The organism is Flavobacterium anhuiense (assembly GCF_004151235.1).
Taxonomy (GTDB): domain Bacteria; phylum Bacteroidota; class Bacteroidia; order Flavobacteriales; family Flavobacteriaceae; genus Flavobacterium; species Flavobacterium anhuiense_A.
In genome coordinates, this window is sequence record NZ_JUIV01000003.1 from 188786 (window position 1) to 211376 (window position 22591).

Annotated in this window: 16 protein-coding genes and 1 pseudogene; 9 read left to right on the forward strand and 8 right to left on the reverse strand. The window is 29.5% G+C overall.

Features of this window, described 5'->3' with window-relative positions:
* Window positions 1-76: 76 nt before the first annotated feature.
* The 7 genes from NU08_RS06370 to NU08_RS06400 all read left to right on the forward strand — a co-directional run bounded on the left by NU08_RS06370 (window position 77) and on the right by NU08_RS06400 (window position 11884).
* Window positions 77-2059: a class I SAM-dependent DNA methyltransferase gene (locus NU08_RS06370; RefSeq protein ID WP_129746347.1), complete on the forward strand. Its 1983-nt coding sequence runs from the start codon at window positions 77-79 to the stop codon at window positions 2057-2059.
* 2 nt (window positions 2060-2061) lie between these two features.
* Complete coding sequence (locus NU08_RS06375; protein WP_129746348.1) at window positions 2062-3363, forward strand: restriction endonuclease subunit S; 1302 nt, start codon at window positions 2062-2064, stop codon at window positions 3361-3363.
* A 3-nt stretch (window positions 3364-3366) separates the two neighbouring features.
* Window positions 3367-4659: an AAA family ATPase gene (locus NU08_RS06380; protein WP_129746349.1), complete on the forward strand. Its 1293-nt coding sequence runs from the start codon at window positions 3367-3369 to the stop codon at window positions 4657-4659.
* Window positions 4628-5362 carry a retron system putative HNH endonuclease gene (locus tag NU08_RS06385; protein ID WP_129746350.1) on the forward strand — a complete coding sequence of 245 codons (735 nt, stop codon included), beginning with the start codon at window positions 4628-4630 and terminating at the stop codon, window positions 5360-5362. Before NU08_RS06380 ends, NU08_RS06385 begins: the two co-directional genes overlap by 32 nt.
* Window positions 5359-8385: a type I restriction endonuclease subunit R gene (locus NU08_RS06390; RefSeq protein ID WP_129746351.1), complete on the forward strand. Its 3027-nt coding sequence runs from the start codon at window positions 5359-5361 to the stop codon at window positions 8383-8385. Before NU08_RS06385 ends, NU08_RS06390 begins: the two co-directional genes overlap by 4 nt.
* Before the next feature lie 150 nt (window positions 8386-8535).
* Window positions 8536-10587: an McrB family protein gene (locus NU08_RS06395; protein WP_129746352.1), complete on the forward strand. Its 2052-nt coding sequence runs from the start codon at window positions 8536-8538 to the stop codon at window positions 10585-10587.
* On the forward strand, window positions 10574-11884 hold the full coding sequence (locus tag NU08_RS06400; protein ID WP_129746353.1) for a 5-methylcytosine restriction system specificity protein McrC: 1311 nt from the start codon (window positions 10574-10576) through the stop codon (window positions 11882-11884). Before NU08_RS06395 ends, NU08_RS06400 begins: the two co-directional genes overlap by 14 nt.
* Window positions 11885-12216: 332 nt before the next feature.
* Here the strand turns inward: NU08_RS06400 and NU08_RS06405 are convergent.
* The 8 genes and pseudogenes from NU08_RS06405 to NU08_RS06440 all read right to left on the reverse strand — a co-directional run.
* Window positions 12217-12801: pseudogene (locus NU08_RS06405) on the reverse strand (IS1 family transposase); the annotation flags it as partial.
* A 297-nt stretch (window positions 12802-13098) separates the two neighbouring features.
* Window positions 13099-15291, reverse strand: a complete 2193-nt coding sequence (locus NU08_RS06410) for a peptidase domain-containing ABC transporter (protein ID WP_129746354.1) — start codon at window positions 15289-15291, stop codon at window positions 13099-13101.
* Window positions 15291-16589: a radical SAM/SPASM domain-containing protein gene (locus NU08_RS06415; protein ID WP_129746355.1), complete on the reverse strand. Its 1299-nt coding sequence runs from the start codon at window positions 16587-16589 to the stop codon at window positions 15291-15293. The genes NU08_RS06410 and NU08_RS06415 overlap by 1 nt, the downstream gene beginning before the upstream one ends.
* 65 nt (window positions 16590-16654) lie before the next feature.
* Window positions 16655-16849 (reverse strand): hypothetical protein, encoded by a 195-nt coding sequence (locus NU08_RS06420; protein WP_129746356.1) that lies wholly within the window; start codon window positions 16847-16849, stop codon window positions 16655-16657.
* A 19-nt stretch (window positions 16850-16868) separates the two neighbouring features.
* Complete coding sequence (locus NU08_RS06425; RefSeq protein ID WP_129746357.1) at window positions 16869-17069, reverse strand: hypothetical protein; 201 nt, start codon at window positions 17067-17069, stop codon at window positions 16869-16871.
* A gap of 16 nt (window positions 17070-17085) precedes the next feature.
* Complete coding sequence (locus NU08_RS06430) at window positions 17086-17283, reverse strand: hypothetical protein (RefSeq protein ID WP_129746358.1); 198 nt, start codon at window positions 17281-17283, stop codon at window positions 17086-17088.
* A gap of 154 nt (window positions 17284-17437) precedes the next feature.
* Window positions 17438-17620: a hypothetical protein gene (locus tag NU08_RS06435; RefSeq protein ID WP_129746359.1), complete on the reverse strand. Its 183-nt coding sequence runs from the start codon at window positions 17618-17620 to the stop codon at window positions 17438-17440.
* Window positions 17621-17648: 28 nt separating this feature from the next.
* Entirely contained in the window at window positions 17649-20057 is a 2409-nt protein-coding gene (locus tag NU08_RS06440) for an outer membrane beta-barrel family protein (RefSeq protein WP_129746360.1), read from the reverse strand.
* Between the two features lie 450 nt (window positions 20058-20507).
* Here NU08_RS06440 and NU08_RS06445 point away from each other — a divergent pair, with 450 nt between their 5' ends.
* Both NU08_RS06445 and NU08_RS22280 read left to right on the forward strand, forming a co-directional pair.
* Window positions 20508-22262 carry a helix-turn-helix domain-containing protein gene (locus tag NU08_RS06445; protein WP_129746361.1) on the forward strand — a complete coding sequence of 585 codons (1755 nt, stop codon included), beginning with the start codon at window positions 20508-20510 and terminating at the stop codon, window positions 22260-22262.
* A gap of 138 nt (window positions 22263-22400) precedes the next feature.
* A complete protein-coding gene (locus NU08_RS22280; RefSeq protein ID WP_165352424.1) occupies window positions 22401-22562 on the forward strand; it encodes a hypothetical protein in 162 nt (53 codons plus the stop codon).
* The last annotated feature ends 29 nt before the right edge of the window (window positions 22563-22591 follow it).

A 22591-nucleotide genomic window follows, 5' to 3' on the forward strand; every position in this document is an offset into this window, starting at 1 on the left:
AATAAGTATTGTTTTTTTTCTATTTTTACCTTTCAGTTTGTCTTATAAAGAACTGCACTTACAATTCAAAAAAAATATGACCTCACACCAACACCATATAAAATTCATTTGGGATATAGCAGATTTATTACGAGGACCTTACAGACCTCCACAATATGAACGTGTAATGTTACCTATGACAGTATTACGTCGTTTTGATTCTGTACTAGAAAATACAAAAGAAGATGTAGTAAACGAGTATAAGAATCTAAAAATTAAATATAACAATGATATTCCTGTTTCTATTTTAACCTCTAAACTGGCAAAAATTACAAAGCAAAAATTTTACAATACCTCACCTTTTACATTTGAAAAGTTAAAAGGTGCACCAGATAGTATTGCGCAAGATTTAGTAAGTTATATTAATGGATTTTCACCCAACGTTAGACAAATATTTGAATTCTTCGATTTTGAGAAAGAAATATTTGCAATGAACGATGCTAATATTCTGTATTTAATTGTATCTGAATTTGCCAAAGTAAATTTGCATCCTACTATAGTTTCTAACCGAGATATGGGATTGATTTTTGAAAACTTAATTCGACGATTTAATGAGTTGGCAAATGAAACAGCAGGTGACCACTTTACTCCTCGCGAAATCATTAAGTTGATGGTGAATATCTTATTCATTGATGATGATAACTTCCTACAAGGCAAATCCGTTATTCGTGAAATTATGGATCCTACTTGCGGTACAGGTGGTATGCTATCTGAAGCAAAAAATCATGTAAAAGAACTCAATGAAGATGCTATATTAGTAGCCTACGGACAAGACTACAACAAAAGAGCGTTTGCAACTGCCGCTGCCGATTTATTGATTAAGAACGATACAAATGCTAAATTTGAAGATACCATAAAGTATGGTGATACTTTGATAGACGATCAGTTTCCTGATAAAAACTTTGATTATCTTATTGCAAATCCGCCTTTTGGAGTGGATTGGAAAAAACAAAAACCACAAATAGACCGTGATAAAACAGGGCGATTTACGGCAGGACTACCTAGAGTAAATGATGGTGCGTTATTGTTCTTACAGCATATGATTAGCAAATTTGAGCCTTACGCTCCTCAAGATAAAAAATACGGTTCACGTTTAGCTATCGTATTTAGCGGTTCGCCTATGTTTTCTGGTGGAGCCGGTTCAGGTGAAAGTGATATTCGCAAATGGATCATTGAAAACGATTGGCTAGAAAGTATCATTGCCTTGCCAGAACAAATGTTTTATAATACAGGCATTACCACTTATATATGGGTATTGACCAATAGGAAGAAGCACGATCGAAAAGGTAAAATCCAATTGTTTGACGCACGAGATTTTTATATCTCAATGCGTAAAAGCCAAGGTAGTAAACGCCGTAAAATAGGAGAAGGAAATGTAGATGATGGTATTATACAGGTAATGGAGCCTGATCATATTGCAATGATTACCCAACAATACGGTTTGAATACGACTACCGAGCATTCTAAGATTTTTGACAATGAAGATTTTGGTTTTACTAGAGTTACCATTGAACGTCCTTTGCGTTTAAAATATCAAATGAGTTTAGAAGCCAAAACTGCATTCTTAGACGCTTGTCCTCATTTATTAGTCGATTTACAAGCCATAGATAAAAAACTTGGTCGTGAACCTTTACTCGATTGGAACAAAACGCTAAAAGAAATCGGAAAGATCAATCAGCTAAAATGGTCTGCTAAAGAACTAAGTTTATTCCGAAGTGTATTTACGACCAAAGATCCAGAAGCCGAAAAAGTACTAAAAGGCAAAGACGACTATGAAACCGATACTGATTTACGTGATTTTGAAAACATCCCTTTAAAAATAGATATAGAATACTATTTTAAAAATGAAGTACTGCCTTTTTTACCTGATGCTTGGCTGGATCGTACCAAAGATAAAGTAGGCTACGAGATCAATTTCAATCGTTATTTCTTTACAATGAATGAAAATCGTTCGTTACAAGAAATAAATGAAGAATTAAGTATAGTTGAGAATCAAATTTTGGATTTATTAAATAATTAAGTATGAGTAATTATTTAGATTGGCAAAATAAGATTTCATCAGACAGAAAGATTGTGCCACTTTTTTACATTGCTGATTTTTCGATTTCGCCAGTAGATAAAATAGTGAAGGAGGAAGAAGAAAAGGTTAATTTATGCAATTATACAGATGTATATAAAAACACCTATATTACCTCTGACCTAGAATTTATGGAAGGTTCAGCATCGGAGAATGAAATAAACCGTTTTCAAATATACGATGGAGATGTTTTAATTACCAAAGACTCTGAAAGTTGGGATGATATTGGAATTCCTGCAATAGTAGTTGGAAATTTTCAAAACACAACACTTTGTGGTTATCATTTAGCGCTAATGAGACCTAAGAAAAACTTAGTAAATCCAAAATTTTTATTCTACTGTTTCGAGTCAAAAAAACATAGAACTCAACTAGAAATTGAAGCCACTGGAGTTACTCGATTTGGTATCCCTAAAGATGCTATTGGTAAATATAAAATTCCACTTCCATCACTCGAACTGCAAAACAAAATTGTAGAATATTTAGACCGCGAAATAGTAAAAATAGATTCCTTAATTGAAAAGAAAACAAAATTAATTGCGCTACTAGAAGAAAAGAAAAAAACCGTCATTAATGAAGCAGTGACTAATGGCTTAGATACTACGGTGACTATGAAGAATTCTGGTATAGAATGGCTTGGAAAAATCCCAAAACATTGGGAAGTAGTCAAGTTGAAGTATTTTATTGATATTAATTATGGATTAAGTCAACCCCCAGAATATTTCGATACTGGGACCCCGCTTATAAGAGCTACAAATATTTTTAGGGGAAAAATCTCTAAAAAAGACATGGTTTTTATTGATGCAGATCAACTAAAATCGAATAAAAAAATTATTTTAAAAAAAGGTGATATTATAATTGTTAGGAGCGGAGCATATACAGCTGACAGTGCTATTATAGATGAAGAATTTGAAAATAGTATTGCTGGATTTGATATGGTAATTCGATCTAAAAATGATTTATTTAGTAATTTTCTGGCATATGTATTATTATCAGATTATATGTTAAATAGACAACTTATACCTATGAGAATCCGCGCTGCACAACCTCATTTAAATGCAGAAGAAGTTGGAAGTACTACATTAATAAAACCTTCATTAGAAGAACAAAAATTAATTGTACAAAAATTAGAAACTTTCTTTCAAAAAAATAAAGAGAGTATTAATCTTATCAATAATTCAATTAATTTATTAAAAGAAAAACGAACTACAATCATATCTGCTGCAATCAACGGAGAAATAGCATTATAATTTATGAAACTAAATACCCTAGAATTAACTAACGTTCGTGGTTTTACCTATGCAAAACTAGATTTTCAGCCTGGTTTTAATTTGATAGTAGGTATCAATGGAGTAGGTAAAACAACTGTATTGGAAAGTTTACGAATTGTGCTTTCTCATATCCTTACTGAAATAAAAGCTCCCGTAATCACAAAAGAGAGTTTTAAAAAAACAGACATTAATATTAATACTGATCAACTTCAGGTTAATACTAATTTTTACATTGATGGCATTAGTTATGATTTTGTATATTCAAAATCATCCAAGGATTATAGTGTAATTACAGTAGATCAGAAAAAAAGAACTAACGAGAGTGATAGTAATACTAGAGAAGAAGGAATTACTTTAGAAGATAAATCAGTATTTACTCCTACTATCTCTCGAAAAAATAAAAATAATCTTTTAGGTATTTTCTTTTCAACAAAAAGGTCAGTTATTACCAATCAAAAAACAAAGGCGAAAAGCTCACTTGCTTTTAGTGCTCCAGCTTATGTTGAATCATTATCAGAAAATAGAGCTTTTAATACCAAGACTCTTGCAGAATGGTATCATTTTCGAAAAATTTTAGCGACCGAAAATCCTAATGACGTAAGATATTCAAGGATTGTTGAATTAATTCAACAAACTATTTTAAGCTTTTTACCTGAATTTTCAGAATTGGATTTGATTGAAGATGAAATTACAAATGATTTAACGTTTTGTATAAAAAAAGGGAAAAAAAAGTTAAACTTTACTCAGTTGTCAGATGGGGAAAGAGGCATTTTAGCTTTAGTTTTTGATATTGCAAGACGATTGATTATTGCTAATAGTGATGCTGTAAATCCATTGCACGGTGAAGCTATCATTTTAATAGACGAACTAGATTTACATTTACACCCTAAATGGCAACGAACAATCGTTCAAAAACTAAAAGAAACATTTCCTAAATGTCAGTTCATAGCTACTACGCATTCACCGCAAATTATATCTTCAGTACTCCCTGAAAACATTCAGATAATTAAAGATTTTCAAATTGATCATGTTGTAAAAAGTTATGGATTAGATATAAATTATGTACTTAAATACATAATGGAAGATGATGATCGTTTAGATGAATCCAAACAAGCCATAGCAACAGTTCAAAAGCTTATTGACGAAATTGAGTTTGAAAAAGCTAGAGATTTAATACAAGTGTATAAAAAGAATAATCTTGATTTATCTGAATGGGTTATTTTAGGAGCAAGAATGTCTCATCTTGAAATGTTTGATGATGAAGAGGATAATTAAAGGAAATGAGCCAGCTAGTTTTATCAAATTTAAACAGGATAATGCAAAAGCGGGGATAACAATTCGCTATGATAATGGTTTAGGAAATGCAGAAAGAAAACCTATTAAAGAGGCATTATTAACTGAACAAGGTTTTATTTGTGCTTATACTTTAAAACGCATTGATGAGGATTCTTGCCATATAGAACATTTAAAACCCGAGGAGCTTTGTCGAAAACTTATGGAAGAAGGCATAGAAACAGTTTCTGACTTAGATTATTCAAATATGGTAGCTTGTTTTCCAAAAGATGCACCTAAAGGAACACCAAAGCAAAAATATTTTGGAGCAATCAAAAAAGATGCTAGTTGGGCAAATGATGGAAAAGATTACATTTTACCTTTACAGGCAAATTGTGAAGATCATTTCCAATACTTTATCTCTGGAGAAGTTAAAGGAGTAACAACAAAAGGAAAAAATACAGTTTCTTTGTTAGCTTTAGACCATTCTACTTTAATTAATGAAAGAAAAGACGCTATTGAAGCTTTTATAGGAAAAACAAATCCTATAAGAAAAGGAAAAACAATTCAAGCCATAGCAGAAATTGATAAGCGGTCAAATGGTAAATATGTGGAATTTTGTATTCCTCTAAAACACGCTTTAGTACAGCATTTAGCTTTTTTAGAAAAACTTGAAAATAAACTAAAGTACGCTAAAAAGAAATGAGAAATATCCAAACCAAAGAAATAGCATTTGAAAAAAGTATAGAAACCGAATTGCTATCTAAAGGATTCGAGACTATACCCAGTATTAGTTACGACAAAGACAAAGCTATTTTTCCTGAAACAACGCTCGCTTTTATACAAGATACCCAGCCTAAAACTTGGGAAAAATTGCAATCTATTTTAGGGGATAATACAGGCAATCAAATTTTATATGATTTGACGAAATGGATTGAACTACACGGTATTTTGTTCACCTTACGTCACGGCTTTAAATGTTATGGCAAACAACTGCAATTGGCTTATTTTAAACCTTCTCATTCTATGAATGAAGAGGTTTTAGAACGTTATCATAAAAACATATTTGGGATTACGCGGCAGCTATATTATAGTAATCGAAATCAAAATTCAATCGATGTTGTTTTAAGTGTAAACGGTATTCCTATGATAACCTTAGAACTTAAAAATCAACTATCACATCAAAACATAATACACGCCAAAAAACAATATTGCAACGATCGTGATCCACGAGAATTAATATTTGAATTTAAAAGAAGAACTTTAGTCCATTTTGCCGTAGATACTGATCTGGTCGAAATGACGACTCGTTTAGCTAAAGAAGCCACTTATTTTCTTCCATTTAATAAAGGAAACGCAGGTGGTGCAGGCAATCCTGTAGATATACAAGGATTGAGTTATAAAACTGCCTACCTCTGGAAAGAAGTTTTGCAAAAAGATAGTCTAATGGATATTTTAGGTAAGTTCATTCATTTGCAAGTAGAGGAAAGAATTACTGATGAAGGGAGAAAAATAAAAAAAGAAACCATGATTTTCCCTCGTTATCATCAGTTACAAGCTGTTCGCAGTATGATTGAAGCGGCATTAAAGGATGATGTTGGGACTAATTATCTAATAGAGCATTCCGCAGGAAGTGGTAAAAGTAATACCATAGCCTGGGTAGCGCATCGTTTATCTTCTTTGCATAAAGTAGATAATACCCGTTTGTTCGATTCGGTAGTAGTTATAACTGATCGTGTGGTCTTAGATAGACAATTACAAGATACTATTTATCAGTTTGAACATAAAAAAGGCGTCGTTTTAAAAATAGATAAAGACTCTAAACAATTAGCAGAGGCTTTAGAAAATGGTGTTCCTATTATTATTACCACCTTACAAAAATTTCCGTTTGTTACGGAACAATTACTAAAACTTGCTGAAGAACGAGGAGAAGAAACTACAGGATTACTAAAAACTAAAAATTATGCCATTTTAGTTGATGAAGCCCACAGCTCACAATCAGGAGAAACCGCTACTGATTTAAAAGAGGTACTTGGTGGTGAAACCTTAGCAAAAGAAGCGCAGGAGAAAGCGCAAGAGGAAGAAGCCTACGGTCTCGAGGCTCTTTACCGTAATATGGCAAAACGTGGACAACAAAAAAACATTAGTTTCTTTGCTTTTACAGCCACGCCCAAACATAAAACCATAAAATTATTTGCTACCAATGGCGAATCGCTTCATAAATACACGATGCGTCAAGCCATTGAAGAAGGTTTTATCTTAGATGTTTTAGAAAATTATACATCTTATGCTACTTTTTACAAATTGATTAAAGCTTCTGAAGAAGATCCTAAAGTAGAACGGAAGAAGGCAGCCAGAGCCTTAGGTCGCTTTATGCGTTTGCATCCGCATAACATTGCACAAAAAACAGAGGTAATGGTAGAACACTTTTACCAATCGACTAGGCATAAAATAGGAGGTAAAGCAAAAGCAATGGTTGTTACAGGTTCTCGTTTAGAAGCGGTTCGATATAAGCAAAGTTTTGACGAAGTAATTAAAGCCAAAGGCTATAACATAAAATCATTAGTGGCTTTTTCGGGAGAAGTTAAAGATGATAAATTACCTGATACCCTTTATACAGAAGTTGAAATGAATAAGGGAATCAAAGAAAAAGATTTACCGGAACATTTTGCCACTCCAGAATATAGTATTTTATTAGTAGCCGATAAATACCAAACAGGATTTGATCAACCGCTTTTGCATACTATGTATGTAGATAAACGTTTGTCGGGTATTCAAGCAGTACAAACTTTATCACGTTTAAATCGTACCCATCCGCTTAAGGAAGATACCTTTGTACTTGATTTTGTGAATGACCGCGAGGAGATTCAAGCAGCTTTTAAAACCTACTATGAAGGTGCTGTACTAGGTCAGGAAGCAGACCCTAATAATTTATATCGTATTCAACAAGATTTATTATTAGAAGATATATTTACTTTTGATGATATAAACCATTTCACTGAAATCTATTTTAAACCTAAGGAAAAACAGAGCAACAAGGATCACGAGGATATGAATCATATCTTAGACACTCCTGTTGAAAATTTCAGACATTTTTTACAAGAGCAAGAAGAAGAAGCAGAATTATGGAGAGGTAAAATAACATCCTATAAAAATTTGTATGCTTTTTTAAGTCAAATTATACCTTATCAGGATTCTGATTTAGAGAAACTATTTATTTTCTTAAGGCATTTATCAAACAAATTACCCAAACGAAATACAGGAGCAGTCTATAATTTTGATGATACAGTTCGTTTAGAATATTATCGCTTACAAAAAATTAGTGAAGGCTCTATAAGTTTAAAAACACCTAAACAATACCAACTTGATGGTCCAACAGATGTTGCTACAGGAATGGTACGAGAAGAATATACCCCTATATCTAGAATTGTAGATGTAGTAAATGAACGTTACGGGACTGATTTTACCCAATCCGATCAATATTTCTTTGATCAAATTATTGAATCAGCCATTGAAAATGATGACATTGTACAAGCGGCACAATCTAATCCTCAAGATAAATTTACCTTGATGTTTAAAAATGTTTTACAACAACTATTTGTAGAGCGTATAGATCAAAATGAAGATATTTTTGCAAGGTATATGGAAGAAAAAGATTTTAATAAAACGGTGACTGAGTTGTTAGCTAAGGAGGCTTTTAATAAGATAAATAAATTACAGAACGAATAATTCTACTCTCCCTTTTTTCGCAATAAACAGCTAAATATTTTTAAAATTAGCTGATCAAACGTAAAATCTAACAAGACACAAATGAACCTCGATTAAATTTGTAATTGAGATAAATTTAACTAGCATTAAAAAAAAATAATTACAAAAAATATGGTTGATTTTAAAATACTAAAAATTTCACACGGTACTTATTTTTTTTCTCTTGAAGATCATAAATTTATGCTTCAACATCGTTTAGCAAGTGTTCATCCAAATACTTCTGCAATGGGGGTCTCAGGAACAACTCAATATGAGAATTTTATTAATGCGAAAAAAGGAGATGTTTTTTTTATTTGTCGTTCCAATGAATCGGTTAATGTAATTGGAATGTTCAGAGATGAAAGACCTCTACATTCACTTATGAAAAACCATTATGAGGAATGGATAGACCGTGAATTTATTGTCTTATATGAACCACAAGATAAAAACAATTATGATAAAACCAAAGACAAATGGTGGTTGCCTGGCAATAATTCAACTTGTAATGAAGTAAAAAATAATGAATTTCATCTTTTTGAAGAAAAAATACTAATGCCAGCATTTGGCAAAAATATAGAAGAGTTAGAAGAAAAAAGAAGTCAGGAATTGAAGAAGCTTGAAATGTCTATTTCTGATATATCTAAAATCCAATCTGTATTTGATGAATTATCACAAAACGATTTAAAAATTTTTGAAATAATAAATAATTTAAGTCAAATAGAAAAACTCAAAATCTATTATGAATATAGTAGTAAAGGCGACATTGATAAACAACCTGTAGTTTCTCTAAGAAAAAAAAATATCCAGTATTTGGTTGAATCGAATTCTCCATTAACAAAAGAAAAGGTTGAAGAGTTAAAAAAAGAAGTTGCAAATCAGTTTGACAAAAATGTCTTCCAATCATGGAGTTCTTATTTCAGAATTTTATACCCTATCTATTACCATCAATATAAAACTGATGTTGTTCGATCAATAAAAAATCTTATCAATGATACAAGAAAAGATTTAGATATTGAAAGTTTTACAAAATCAAACTTTGTACATTTTGACGGAGCGCAAAACCAAGGATTTAATAGAGTGTGGTTTGCTATCTACAATTCTAGTCATAAAAATCAAAAATCAGCTAAACAACTATTTTTTAACATTTATAATGGTGGGTATGAGTTTGGATTACTTTCTCATAAAAATCCATCTATAAATAAACTAATTAGCTCACAGAATTTTGATTACCAAGAATTACTTGAGGTTTATAGAAAATTTATCCCTGAAATAAAAGAAGATGATAACACTAAATATACAGAAATGAACGATTTAAAAGAGTTATTAGAATATAAAAAACAAATTATACTACAAGGTCCTCCCGGTACTGGAAAAACCTATACAGCTAAAGATCTAGCAGAATTTATTGTAAACGACACAGTCAGTATAAATAAGAAAGAACAAGCAGAATATATTTCAAAATGTAATCAAATAGATATCATTCAGTTTCATCCTGCTTACACGTACGAAGATTTCATTAGAGGAATTATCACCGAACCATTTGGAGATAAAGTTATCTATACTTCGAAGGATAAATTGTTTTTGGAAATGGTAGAAAAAGCGTCAAGGAATAGTAATCCACATATATTAATTATTGATGAAATAAATAGAGCAAATTTATCTTCAGTTTTGGGAGAATTGATTTATGCTTTAGAATACAGAAATGAATCTTTCAAATCGATGTACGCCAACAAACAAGGCATTTATGAAATTACTATTCCTGAAAATTTATACATTATTGGAACTATGAATACAGCTGACCGAAGTGTAGGTCATCTAGATTATGCATTAAGAAGAAGATTTGCTTTTTATGATATATTACCTAAAAATTTTGAACAAGAAGAAGCCTTTCAATCAGAACTATTCCAATTAGTATCTCGTTTATTTGTAAAAGAAATAAAATCATCTACTGCTGAATTAGAAGCATCAGAACATTTAAGTTTAGAGTTTCAAGATAGACCGCAAGACATTTGGCTTGGGCATAGCTACTTTTTCAAGAAAGAAAATATGGATTTTAGTCTACAATTAAAATATGAAATTGTTCCCATATTACAAGAATATGTTAAAGATGGTATTTTAAATAATACTGAAGCAGTAGCGCAAATAATTAAAGATTTACTAAAATATCAAGATGTCAATTCTTAGAATAAGAGAAAATTTTGTTTCCAGCATTCACGGATTAAACTCGATCATAAATTATGAAGCGAATTGGAAACCTCATTTATTAAATTGCCTCACAAATAAAACAGAATTCAAAATAAAGTGTGATAAAATTGATGCCGAAATCAATTGTATTGAACTTAAAAAAAATGGTGATGACATTCACTTAAATACTTCTTATTTAATAGGATTAGATTACTTAGAAAACAATATACCATTCGTGGTTGAGCCAAAGTTTGAAGATGATAAAAAAGAATTTTCAATTAACTTTTATGACATATTATTCAAAAGTTTACCTTTTGTAAAAAGTACAGAAGACATTTCGGATCTATACTTTGTCGATTTTTCAAAACCAACAATAGAAATTAATCAGCAAGATGATTATTTAACCCCTATATTGATTATTCAGTTTATAATATATTTAGATAAAATCTGTCATTCAGGTCTACAAAAGGGATATTATTGGGTAGAAGAAAATTTAGATAATAAAATAAAAGGAAAAATTTTAGTAAAAAACACTGTTAAATTTAATCATTTAAAATCAAATTACACAAAAACATATTGTCGTTATCAAGAATTTGGAATTAATACACCTGAAAATCAATTTTTGAAATACACTCTTCATTTTTGCTTAAGTTATCTCAATCAATTTAAAAAGCTAGAACTAGTTAATAATTTAGAAAGCAAACTAGGCTTTATAAAAAGCTCATTGCAAAATGTAGATTTAAAACTATCATTAAGAAATGAAATTCTCATTAAAAAAAATCCACTTTTTCCACTCTATGAAAATGCATTAAAGCTTTCAAATCTTATATTAAAAAGAAACTCTTTTAATATTACCAATACAACCAAAAACATAGTAAACACTTATCCGTACTGGATTAATATGAGCAAATTATTTGAAATTCATGTTTTAAGATTGCTTCGTACAACTTTTAAAGAAGGAATCTATTTTCAAAAAGAATACGCTGGTCGAATTCCTGACATCATAATAAATCAAAAAGATCTTAAAGCTATAATCGATGTTAAATATAAAGCTTATGCAGAAAAATTAATAGAAATAGAAGATATCAGACAAATAGCTGCTTACGCAAGGATGAAACCTATTTTTAAAGAATTAGGTCTGCAAGCACACGAAATTTTAGATTCTATTATTATATATCCAAAAGTAAATAGTGAAAACTTAGAATTAAACCAAGAGGTTCTCGATAAAAAAATAGAAAGTAATTACTATAATATCTATGCTTTAGATGTATCCATTCCAACTATAAATAAATATTAAAATATTATTTTACGAACAAGAAACTGAATTTAAAAGTAAAGGCGTCAAGTCCTTTATAATTTATTCAAAGTAAAAACTTTTTTAAACTACCGAAAATTTTAAAGAAACTATAAATTCTAAATTGGACTTAAAATTTTTAAATCGTCAGTAAAATGGTTCGAGAATTGTCCCGTTAGGGCTACTAAGTAAAAATTAAAAGCCGAGAAATCTAGATTTCTCGGCTTTTTTTGTGGTTCGAAAAATCTCGTTTCATTTTTTTTAAATAAAAAAACCACCAAAGTTTTCAAGGAAAATTGGTTCGAGTCCTGTTTAGTCAAATAAAAGACTCAAATTCAAAAATAAATCTTCAAAACAGCAGTAAAAACAGCTAAACTTTTGCTAAAACAGATTGTACGTCTGTTGAGTCTTTTCAGATGGGTTCTGAGCGTCAGATTCTTTCTTTCAATATGATTTGTCCCGAAACGTTTTGCTGAATGCATTTTCTCATCAATCAAATACCTGTAGTTTTTAAGCCTGTCCGTAAATATCTTTTTTGCTTCTGCCAATTTCAGAGTTTCCAAAACACGGTTTAGAGTTTTATTAGTTCGTTTGCCTACATTAAAACTAACCACATTTTTAGAATTCTTTTCCAAAGCATAAACCAGCCAGATATAATTTTTCTTGTGTCTGATATAAGTACACAGTTCATCTACTTCATACGTTTTGCCTTTGCTGACTATTGGCCTGGTTATATTTCTTACAATGGAGACAATTCTTTTCAATAATGTTGTCGCTGATATTTTTAATACTCTTGCCGTGCTTCTTATTCCTATAGCTTCTTTGGTGAACAGCACTATCTCCTGATTGAGATCTCCTTTGTAAGCTTTGTACCTATAGTTAATCTGCTGTCGCTTTTGACAAATAGTACATTTATAACGCTGATTACCTTTAGATTAAAATCCATTCTTTATGCATTCACCATTGCAAAAATTACATTTTATTTTCATGACCTAATTTGAAACACGAAGGTAAGGCAAAAGCATTTTAAGGCTTATTAAAAGACAAAAAACGAGAGAGACGACCTGCTGGCCGTCTCTTTTTCTATTCAACAATTTAACTTTAACACTCTTTTTCAGTTAGTTACATGCGTATGTTATCAAAACACCTAATCTGTAACACTACCAATTGTTTTCAAAATTAAGCAACTTTCTTAAGGGATCGTAAAAGACTAAAAACTAATTTCCTAATTCCAATTGATTTTTAACCAATTTAAAATAATCAGACTGTTTTTTAACCAATTGCTCATGATTTCCTATCTCGGAAACTTGACCATTTTTAAGAACTACTATTTGGTCAGCATTTTTAACAGTACTTAAACGATGTGCTATAATTAAAACGGTTTTTCCTTTAAAGAATTTTTGCAAATTATTATGAATAATTTTTTCGTTTTCAGCATCTAGAGCAGATGTTGCCTCATCAAAAAAAATGTAATGCGGATCTTTATAAATAGCTCTCGCAATAAGGATTCTTTGCTTTTGGCCTCCAGACAATCCATTTCCAGAAGCTCCAATTTTAGTTTTATACCCTAACGGTAAACTTTCTATAAAATCTTCAATATTTGCTACTTTAACCGAATTTTCTAATTTTTCTACATCTATTTTCTCATCACCACAAACTATATTTCTTTCTATTGTATCAGAAAATATAAAACCATCCTGCATTACAACACCACAATTTTCGCGCAAATTTTTAGGCGAAAGAATTTTTATATTCTCTGAATTGAACAGTACATCTCCTGCTGTTGCCTCATAAAATTTTAGTAGTAATTTCATAAGTGTGGTTTTCCCGCTCCCACTTGCCCCCACTATGGCAGTTACTTTTCCTTCTGGAATTATAAAATCGATATTTTTTAATACATAAGCTGATTTAGGCCCTTCATATTGGAATGAGACATTTTTCAGAAATATTGCCGAATTCTCGTTTTTAACTAAGGATAATTGTTTTTGATTTTTCTTTTCTTCCGTTTCATGGTTTTGAACTTCATTCAAACGTTCTAAACTTAATTTTGCATCTTGCAGCGAACGAAAAAAATTAACTAATTGACTAACAGGAGAGTTTAACTGACCTACTATATAAGAAACACTTAGTAATTCTCCCAATGTCATTTTACCTTTTACTACCAATGTGGCAGCTAAAAAAGTTACAACGATATTTTTTATTTGATTTAAAAAATCAAAACCAGATATTTGAATTTGGTCTAGTTTCAAAACTTTAATATTTGTCTCGAACAATTTTTTTTGAATGATTTCCCATTGATTGCGTTTAAAGTTTTCAAACTGATTGATTTTCATTTCTGTTACTCCATTGATTATCTCGAATATTGATTCCTGATTTTCACTACGTTGCTGAAATTTTAAGTAATCTAATACTCTGCGTTTTTTTAACCAATAAAATGACCAAGAAACAGATATTATAGTTAGAAGAAAATAAACAGTTAATATGAAAAAATCATAATACCATAACACTCCAAAAAAAACAGAAAAAGTAATAATTGAAAAAAAAGTCAATAGGCTCTGCGAAGTCAAAAAGTATTCTATTCTTTCATTATCTTGTATTCTTTGATTAAAATCTCCCATCAATTTTGTTTCAAAAAAATTAATTGGCAACTCTAATATTTTTTTTAAAAAACTTGAGATTATAGTAATACTTATTTTGGTTCCTATAATTAACATTAACCAATTTCGTATTATATCAATTACAATTGAACCCAAAAACACTAACAATTGTGAGAGCAAGATAATGCTTATAAAATTTAAATCTTTTTTGTTTACTCCTTTATCTATTAAGTTTTGAGTCAGAAATGGAAAAATTAATGTCAAGACACTTCCTAATAAAAGAAGGAAAAACATGTAAAAAATTTGTTTCTTATAAGGTTTTAAATAACTTAAAATATATTTTAAATTTAAACCTTGACTTTTTGGTGGTGTCATATTAAAAAATAATTCTGAAGGCTTTAAAAATAACAGTATCCCATCCTTTTCATCAGTAATCCATGATTTTTTAAAAATTTCTTCCCGTAATTTAATACATCCATGCGCTGGATCGGCAATATAAAAAGTTCTGTTTTTTGAAAATCTGCTTTTTGATATCTTATACAAAACGACAAAATGATTTTGATTCCAATGAAGAATTATGGGCAATGCTTCTTGTTCCGCAAGCAACTCTTCTATAGATATTTTTGCAGCAAAACTCTTCAAGCCAATAGTATTTGCAGCTTCAACAATTCCTAATAAAGAAACTCCTTCACGCGTAATAAAGGAGTTTTTTCTAAGATACTCTAATTCATATTTTTTTCCATAAAAACTTGTTATCATTGATAAGCAAGCTGGACCACAATCCATCTGGTCATTTTGTTTAACAAATTTCATTAACTTATCGCATACATAAATTTATCCTTAATAATTTCAATTTTTTTACTTTCATCAAAATTGTGAATACAATATTCTATGCCCTCATGTTCTATTGCTTGTTGTGAGCATCCTCCATTACAAATAGGTAGTATTTTACAACTTAAACAAGGTGGATTCTTAAATTTTGAATTCATCCTTCTTTCGTACTTTTCATTCCATTCAATTTTGCCATCTTGATTTAAAACTCCTTCTTTTGATGCAGATTCGAAGTCACGCGCCGTACATTTGTAAACCTCACCATTGTAGTTAATAGTTGCGTGGTTATTTTTGTCAGCATAACACGAATTACGAACTGTATCCAGATTTACCCCTTTATAAATAGAATTGAATCCTTTTTCTCTAAACAGATTAACAATCTTCTGTACATCATCGTTAATATCTTTTTGTTCTTGCCAAACCTCGTGAAACGAAAAATTTAAATACTTTTTATCTTCATCATCTAAAATGATAAAGTCATCAATGATTAAATGTAATTTCTCTATTGTTTCCTCAGAAATATTCAATCGCACACTCACTTTAAATTTATTCTTTAAACATAGATGTATATTATTTACTATTTCGTCATAAGAGCCTTTTTCTTTAGAAACGTATCTTACCTGATTATGTCTTTCTCTATGTCCATCTAATGTAATTTGAAAGAAGTTTACCCCATTTATCCTGCAACTATCTAACATTTCTTGATTAATAAGTAATCCATTAGTGGTAAAGCCTGATGAAAAATTGACATTCCTCTCTTTCATTTTAGGATAAATATCTTCCAATATTGGCTTAACTGTTTTGTCAAAATATAATAACGGCTCACCTCCAAACCAGCTTAAATGAAATGTTTCCAGTTTTTTTCTTTCAACAAGAATATTTTCAATTAATTTCACAACAGATATTAATGTTGTATTGGTCATTTTAGATGCTTTGATATGAGTTTCATAGCAATACCAGCACTTAAAATTACAATTCATTGTCGGATTAATGGTAAGTTGGTAAAAAGTCTCATTGCCGAAATCTACTTTTCTTGACAATTCTTTTACTTTTTCAATTTCGTCTTCGTCGATATTTACCAAAAAACCTTTTTCAATCAGATGTGAATAAAATTCAGGATGGATTTCATTTAACTCTCCAAGATTATTTTCTCTCACTGCAGCCTGCAAAATTTCATATAATTCAGGATCCAAAATTGTAAAATCGTTGGCAAATGCATTATACCCGATTTTTCTATCTTCATAGTTAAAAAACGAATTAAATTGACTAAATTTCATCATAATCTTTGAAAAGTTGGTGGTTATAATTCAATAACCACCGTTTTTAAATTATTAATTATATAATTTTATGTACATTGTATTTTGTTAGTACAATCTCCATTATTACCAGTACAAATTCCATTTAAACAAGTGTCATTAGAATTTTCAGCATCTTTTTGTCCTCCTTTAATTTTACTTAACTGATCATCAGTTAATGACGAGAACCCTCCTGCAAATTTATCGTTATTGGCAATCAGCCATGATTTTTTAAAATTTTCCATTCTTCTTTGTTTTTAGTTATTAACAACTCCCACTATTATTACATATACCGCCATTTCCACTTTTAGTACAATCGTTTTCGTTTGTACAAACTGCGTTCGTGTCGGCAGCATCTCTTTGACCTCCTTTGATTTTCAATATTTGATTGTCACTTAAGGATTCAAAACCTCCTCTAAATTTATTCTCAAAAATCTGCAATTTTAATTTTTTAGAATTTTCCATTTTTCTTTTTTTATTACTAACAGCTACCATTTACGCAAGATCCAACATTAGTTTCTCCTGGACACGAACCATTTAGACAATTTGTATTTTGACAATCGGCATCTTTTTGACCACCATTAATTTTCTTCATCTGTTCTAACGATAGTGAAGAAAAACCACCTTTTAAAGCAAACTCATTGTTTCCTTTAGAATAGATTAATTTCGTTTTTTTCATTTTTTAATCAGTTTAAATTTATATTTAATAATTATTTACATGACATCACATACTTTATTACGATACATTGTTTTATAACAATCATTATTCGTAAATCCAATTACATTTTATTTCATTTTTATTAATAATTTTAATTTGATCTGTTAGCTAAGAATTAACACCAAACTGCATTTGAGCAGTTTTCACAATTTGTATTGTGATCTACCTGACATACGTTTGATTCTTTATCTTTTATTCCTCCCTTAATCTTAGTTAATTGTGATGTACTCAAAAAGTAGAAACCTCCTATTAGTTTTCCATCGTTTTCAGTCAATTTAATTTTTAATTTTTTTTTCATAATTTTCTTATTTAGTTATTTGTAAAAATTAGTTTACCCTTTGTATTTCTTCTTGATTTCCCAGTTTTCGTTGTTTTACACCAATTTTGTTGCTCCCAAATTTATATAGCAACGAAAGCCTTATACTCTGAGTATCATAATATTGTCGAAAACTTTGGTCGATATTATTTGAAGTATAACTCATGGTTACCCTGTCAGATTTCAAAATATTAGTAAATAATAATGTTAACTGTAATTTCTTATCTAAGTAAAAGTACTTAAACGAGATATCAAGACTGGAAGCAGGTGCTTTTTTTACTTGCATTGACATTGATTGAAAATCATACCAATAAGCTCCTTCTATAAAAAATGTTTTTGCTTTGTTTGCAGTAAACGTATGGCGAGTTTCAAAACCTCCCCCTGCTCCTGAACCTGTAGCCTCTATTTCAGGTATATGACTTTTATATTCTACATAATAAAAATAAATGCTAGAAACTGTAGACCATCGTTTATTAAAATCAAAATTTATAGATTCATCAAGATTCACTCTATTATAGTCGGCATAATTTTCCCATGTGGCTGTTTGAGTATTATCTAATTGCGGAATGTTAATTTGACTAATATTATTTTTACCTATAGTATAACTAGCGGAGCTAGTAAAGATGCTTTTGTAACTATGTTTGATTTCTGCATTGTATACGAAAGATGGCTGTAAAAAAGGATTACCAAATACGTAACTATTTATGGAACTATATCTTCTCGCTGGATTTACATAATCATATCCCGGTCTATTAATTCTTCTGTTCAATGAAAATGAAAATGAATTATTTTCATTTACTGTAAATGTTGTAAACAATGTTGGAAAAAACTTTGAATAGTTTTTTCGATTAGTTATATTTTCACTAAAAACGGCTCCCTTAGTTTGTGTGTTTTCGAAACGCAAACCAACTTTAAATTCCCATTTTTTTATTTTTTTGTTTGCTGAAAAATAAATAGCCTGAGTATTTTCTTGGTAGTCGAATTGAGTTTCCTGATTCAAAACATCTTCATTTGCTATATTATCATAAAAAAGAAGATTCACTGCACTATTGGTATTAATAAAACTTAACTTACCGCCATATTCATAATTTGCAAAATGACTTGGAATAATAAAGTCGATTTTACCAGCATAATTTTTTATTTCTAGATTACCTTTATTAATGACATAATTATCAAGAATGACATTATTTTCTTGATCAAGAATTATCGAATTGAATGGATTTATTTTGTTATTCTTATATGTCAGATAATCTAAGTCAAAAGTCATTAATTTTCCTTTTTCATTTAACTTAGTAACTCCATTTACATTTAAAGAAGATCTCGAATAGTCTATTTTAGAATTACCATTTGAAGTATAAATATTTTCCAGATCACCTGTTTCTTTATTAGTCACAATAGAGTTACTGTAATCATAAATTGTTGGCTTATTTGTCGTGCCAATGTATTGTACTCCAAGAGTAGTTTTATCGGTTACTTTATAATTAAAGATAATTGTAGGCGTAATAAATGCTGTATTATTCACATTGTGTAAATAAACATTCCAGAAAGATGAAGGATAATTATAGGTAATATCGTTCTCATAAATTGTTTTTGATTTATTAAAACCTATATCTGCTAAAAAACTAATTTTCTTTTTTTGAAATGAAAAATTTGCTCCCATAATATCTGAAAAATATGTTGCTTGTTTCATTGTATTTCTCAGTGTTACATTCCAGCTGTCATTTTTAGGCCTTTTTAATTTTATATTAATCAAACCACTATTTCCTTCTGCATCATATTTAGCTGGAGGAGTTGTAATGATTTCTATAGATTTTATATTATCTGATGAAATTGATTTTAAATAATTCACTAGATCATCTCCAGAAAGTTGAATTAATCTATCGTCTACCATCAACCCTATACCACTTTTTCCTATCATAGATACAGTTTCATTTTGTACGCGTATTCCAGGAGCAACTTTCAGTGCATCCAAAGCATCACCTCCTGATGCAGCAACACTATTTTCTACATTAAAAACAAGTCTATCTACTTTTCGTTCAATAAGCTTTTTTTTGGCAGTTACTACAACCTGCTGTAATTGTTTTTCCTCTTCTATTAACTGAATGTCTCCCATGTCAATATCCTTATCAACTGTCAAATTTCTAGTATAAGTTGATTTTCCAATTTGCCTTATTTGTAAAATATAACTGCCCGATTTAACTTCAATTTGAAAATATCCTTTTTCATTGGAAAACGAGCTTTTTTCTGCAATACTATCTTTTGTCAGAACAATTGCTTCAGCAAGTTCTATTGGTCTGGAATTTGATTCAGTAATTTTACCTGTAATTTTTATTTGAGAGAATAATGCTATTGGCAATAATATTAGTATTAAAAAAATTAGTCTTTTAATTTTATTCTGTTTTTTCAATTTTTGATTCATTTATTTATTCTGTATTGTTTTAAAAATCTAAATTAAGATTGCCCATTTTTAAACATTTTGTTAATTCAAAGACTTCATAAATCTTTACAGTAAATAAATTAGAAACAACCTTAATTATTAGCTGAATTGAATAGAATGCTTAACAAAATACTACTAGTGATTTTTATAAAATGGTCTTTAGACTAAAATCCAAATTAATTATCTCATTATTTTATAGTCTTACTTTTTTGTCTTTAGTAATGTATTATTAAAAAAAGCATTTCAGGTAACCGGAGTCAAAACTAGAGAAACATCTAACTGATAACAAATGTTGCTTCTCGAAATTCTTGAATCTCGACATTTAATTCAGGAATTTAGTTTAAAAAAAATCTTAAAACACTAAAAACAAACACATTAAATTCGACCAAAAAAACATCCCTTTTAATGATGAAGTTTTAAAAGACATACCTTATGTTTGTAGGAAATTATTTTTATTTCATGAAATACAGTAAATTCATAAAAGTCCTATTTTTTACACTTACCCCTATTTTCTTTCTAGCTCAAAATAAAAACGAGGATCTTACCAAATTATCATATGATGCTTTACATGATTTATATTTTGCCAATAGTGAAAATCAAAAACGACAATTCGAAATTGTGAAAACTTATTTGAATAAAGCTAATATTGAAAATATAGATATTAGAAAAGCAAAAGCATATTATCATTTTGCTATTCTGTATTATAAGAAAGATTCAGATAAGGCAATTAAATATTTAGACAGTGTTATTAAATATTCACAAAATACAAAAGATCATTTTTTTCCCGCAGTTGCTTATTGTGAAAAAGCAGATCTTCTAAAAAGGAAGTATAAGTTTAAAGAAGCTATGTTAAATTATAATTTAGCTGAAAAGATAGCGATTAAAAACAATATTGATTATTATTATATTGTACGGGAATATATAGCAATAACTAAATCGGAAGATTTAGGTGATTATAATGAAGCACTCGATATTTTCAAAGAATGCTATGGATACTATAAACATAAAGATACCAGAAGCCCTAAATATGCTGGAGAATATCAAAGTATCATTTTTGGATTAGCAGATTGCTATAAATCTTTAAAAAATATTGATTCCACAACTTATTATAATAATTTAGGATACCAAGAATCAAAAGCAACTAATAATGAAGAATACAAATACCTCTTTGTCTTAAATGAAGGAGCAAACCAAGCATTAAAAAAAAACTACAAAATAGCATTAGACAGTATCGAAATAGCCTTACCAAAGATGATTTTTTACAACAATACTGGCAATGTGCTGGCAGCTTACTACTACCGTGGAAAGATATACGAAGGACTTGGGAAAAAGACACTTGCCGCACAAAACTTTATTAAGGTAGATTCTATAAATAACAAGACTGGAGTATACAGTGGAGAATTTATTGATGGCTATTCATTTCTTATTTCATACTACAAAAAACTCGGCAATAAAGAAAACCAATTAAAGTACATTATTACTTATATGAGTATAGATAGTACTTTACAAAAAAACTATAGAGCATTAAATAAGATTGTCAATAAAGAATACGACATGCCTCATTTAATTTCGGAAAAAGAGGAATTAATTGATTCTCTTCATAATAAACAAACAAAATTTTATTGGGGGTTATGGATTTTTTTTCTAATTATTATTCTTAGTTCAGGATTTGGTTTATATCAATATGAACTCAAAAAAAGGTATCGTCTTAGATTTGAAAAAATAGTCAGTAATACGATAGAACTGCAGGAAAGCAAAATTAAAAATAGCCATATTGAAAAATTGAGTGCCAATTCAAAAAATGATGACAACATTGGAATTACAGAAGAAGTTGTAAATCAAATTTTAGAAAAACTCACTCATTTTGAGAATGAGAAAAAATATCTTGAAACTAATATTACAATACAAATTCTATCTAACTCATTTGAAACAAATAGCAAGTATATATCTAAAATAGTAAATACATACAAAGGGAAAACATTCATTCAATATATAAATGATTTGAGAATTGAATATGCTATTTCAGAACTTAAACAAAATAGTAAAATAAGAAAATATACAATTCATGCTCTTGCATTGGAGTTTGGTTTTAACAATGCCGAGTCATTTTCTAGTGCCTTCTACAAAAAAACAGGCATAAAACCATCTTATTTTATCAAGGAATTAGATATGCAATCAGAAAAATAACCTATTGATTTACAATACAAATAAAAATCAAACAGACTCGAAATTCATGAATTCCGACTATATAATCTATTTTTTATTGCTTTTGTGATTAAATGCAAATATATATTTGCATCTCAAATAATTTAAAAAAATAAAATAATGAAACGTAAAAGCGAAAAAAAGGAAAGCCCTAAATTTGGATTAGAAAGATTTGAAGTAGCAAGATTAAAAAATCTGACAGTATTAAAAGGAGGAGGCGATGATCCCGTTGACACAAATAATACTACTAAAAAGCCATCTAATATCGACTGCGGTAAGTAACTGATAATTCTAGATTTAAAAATATATTA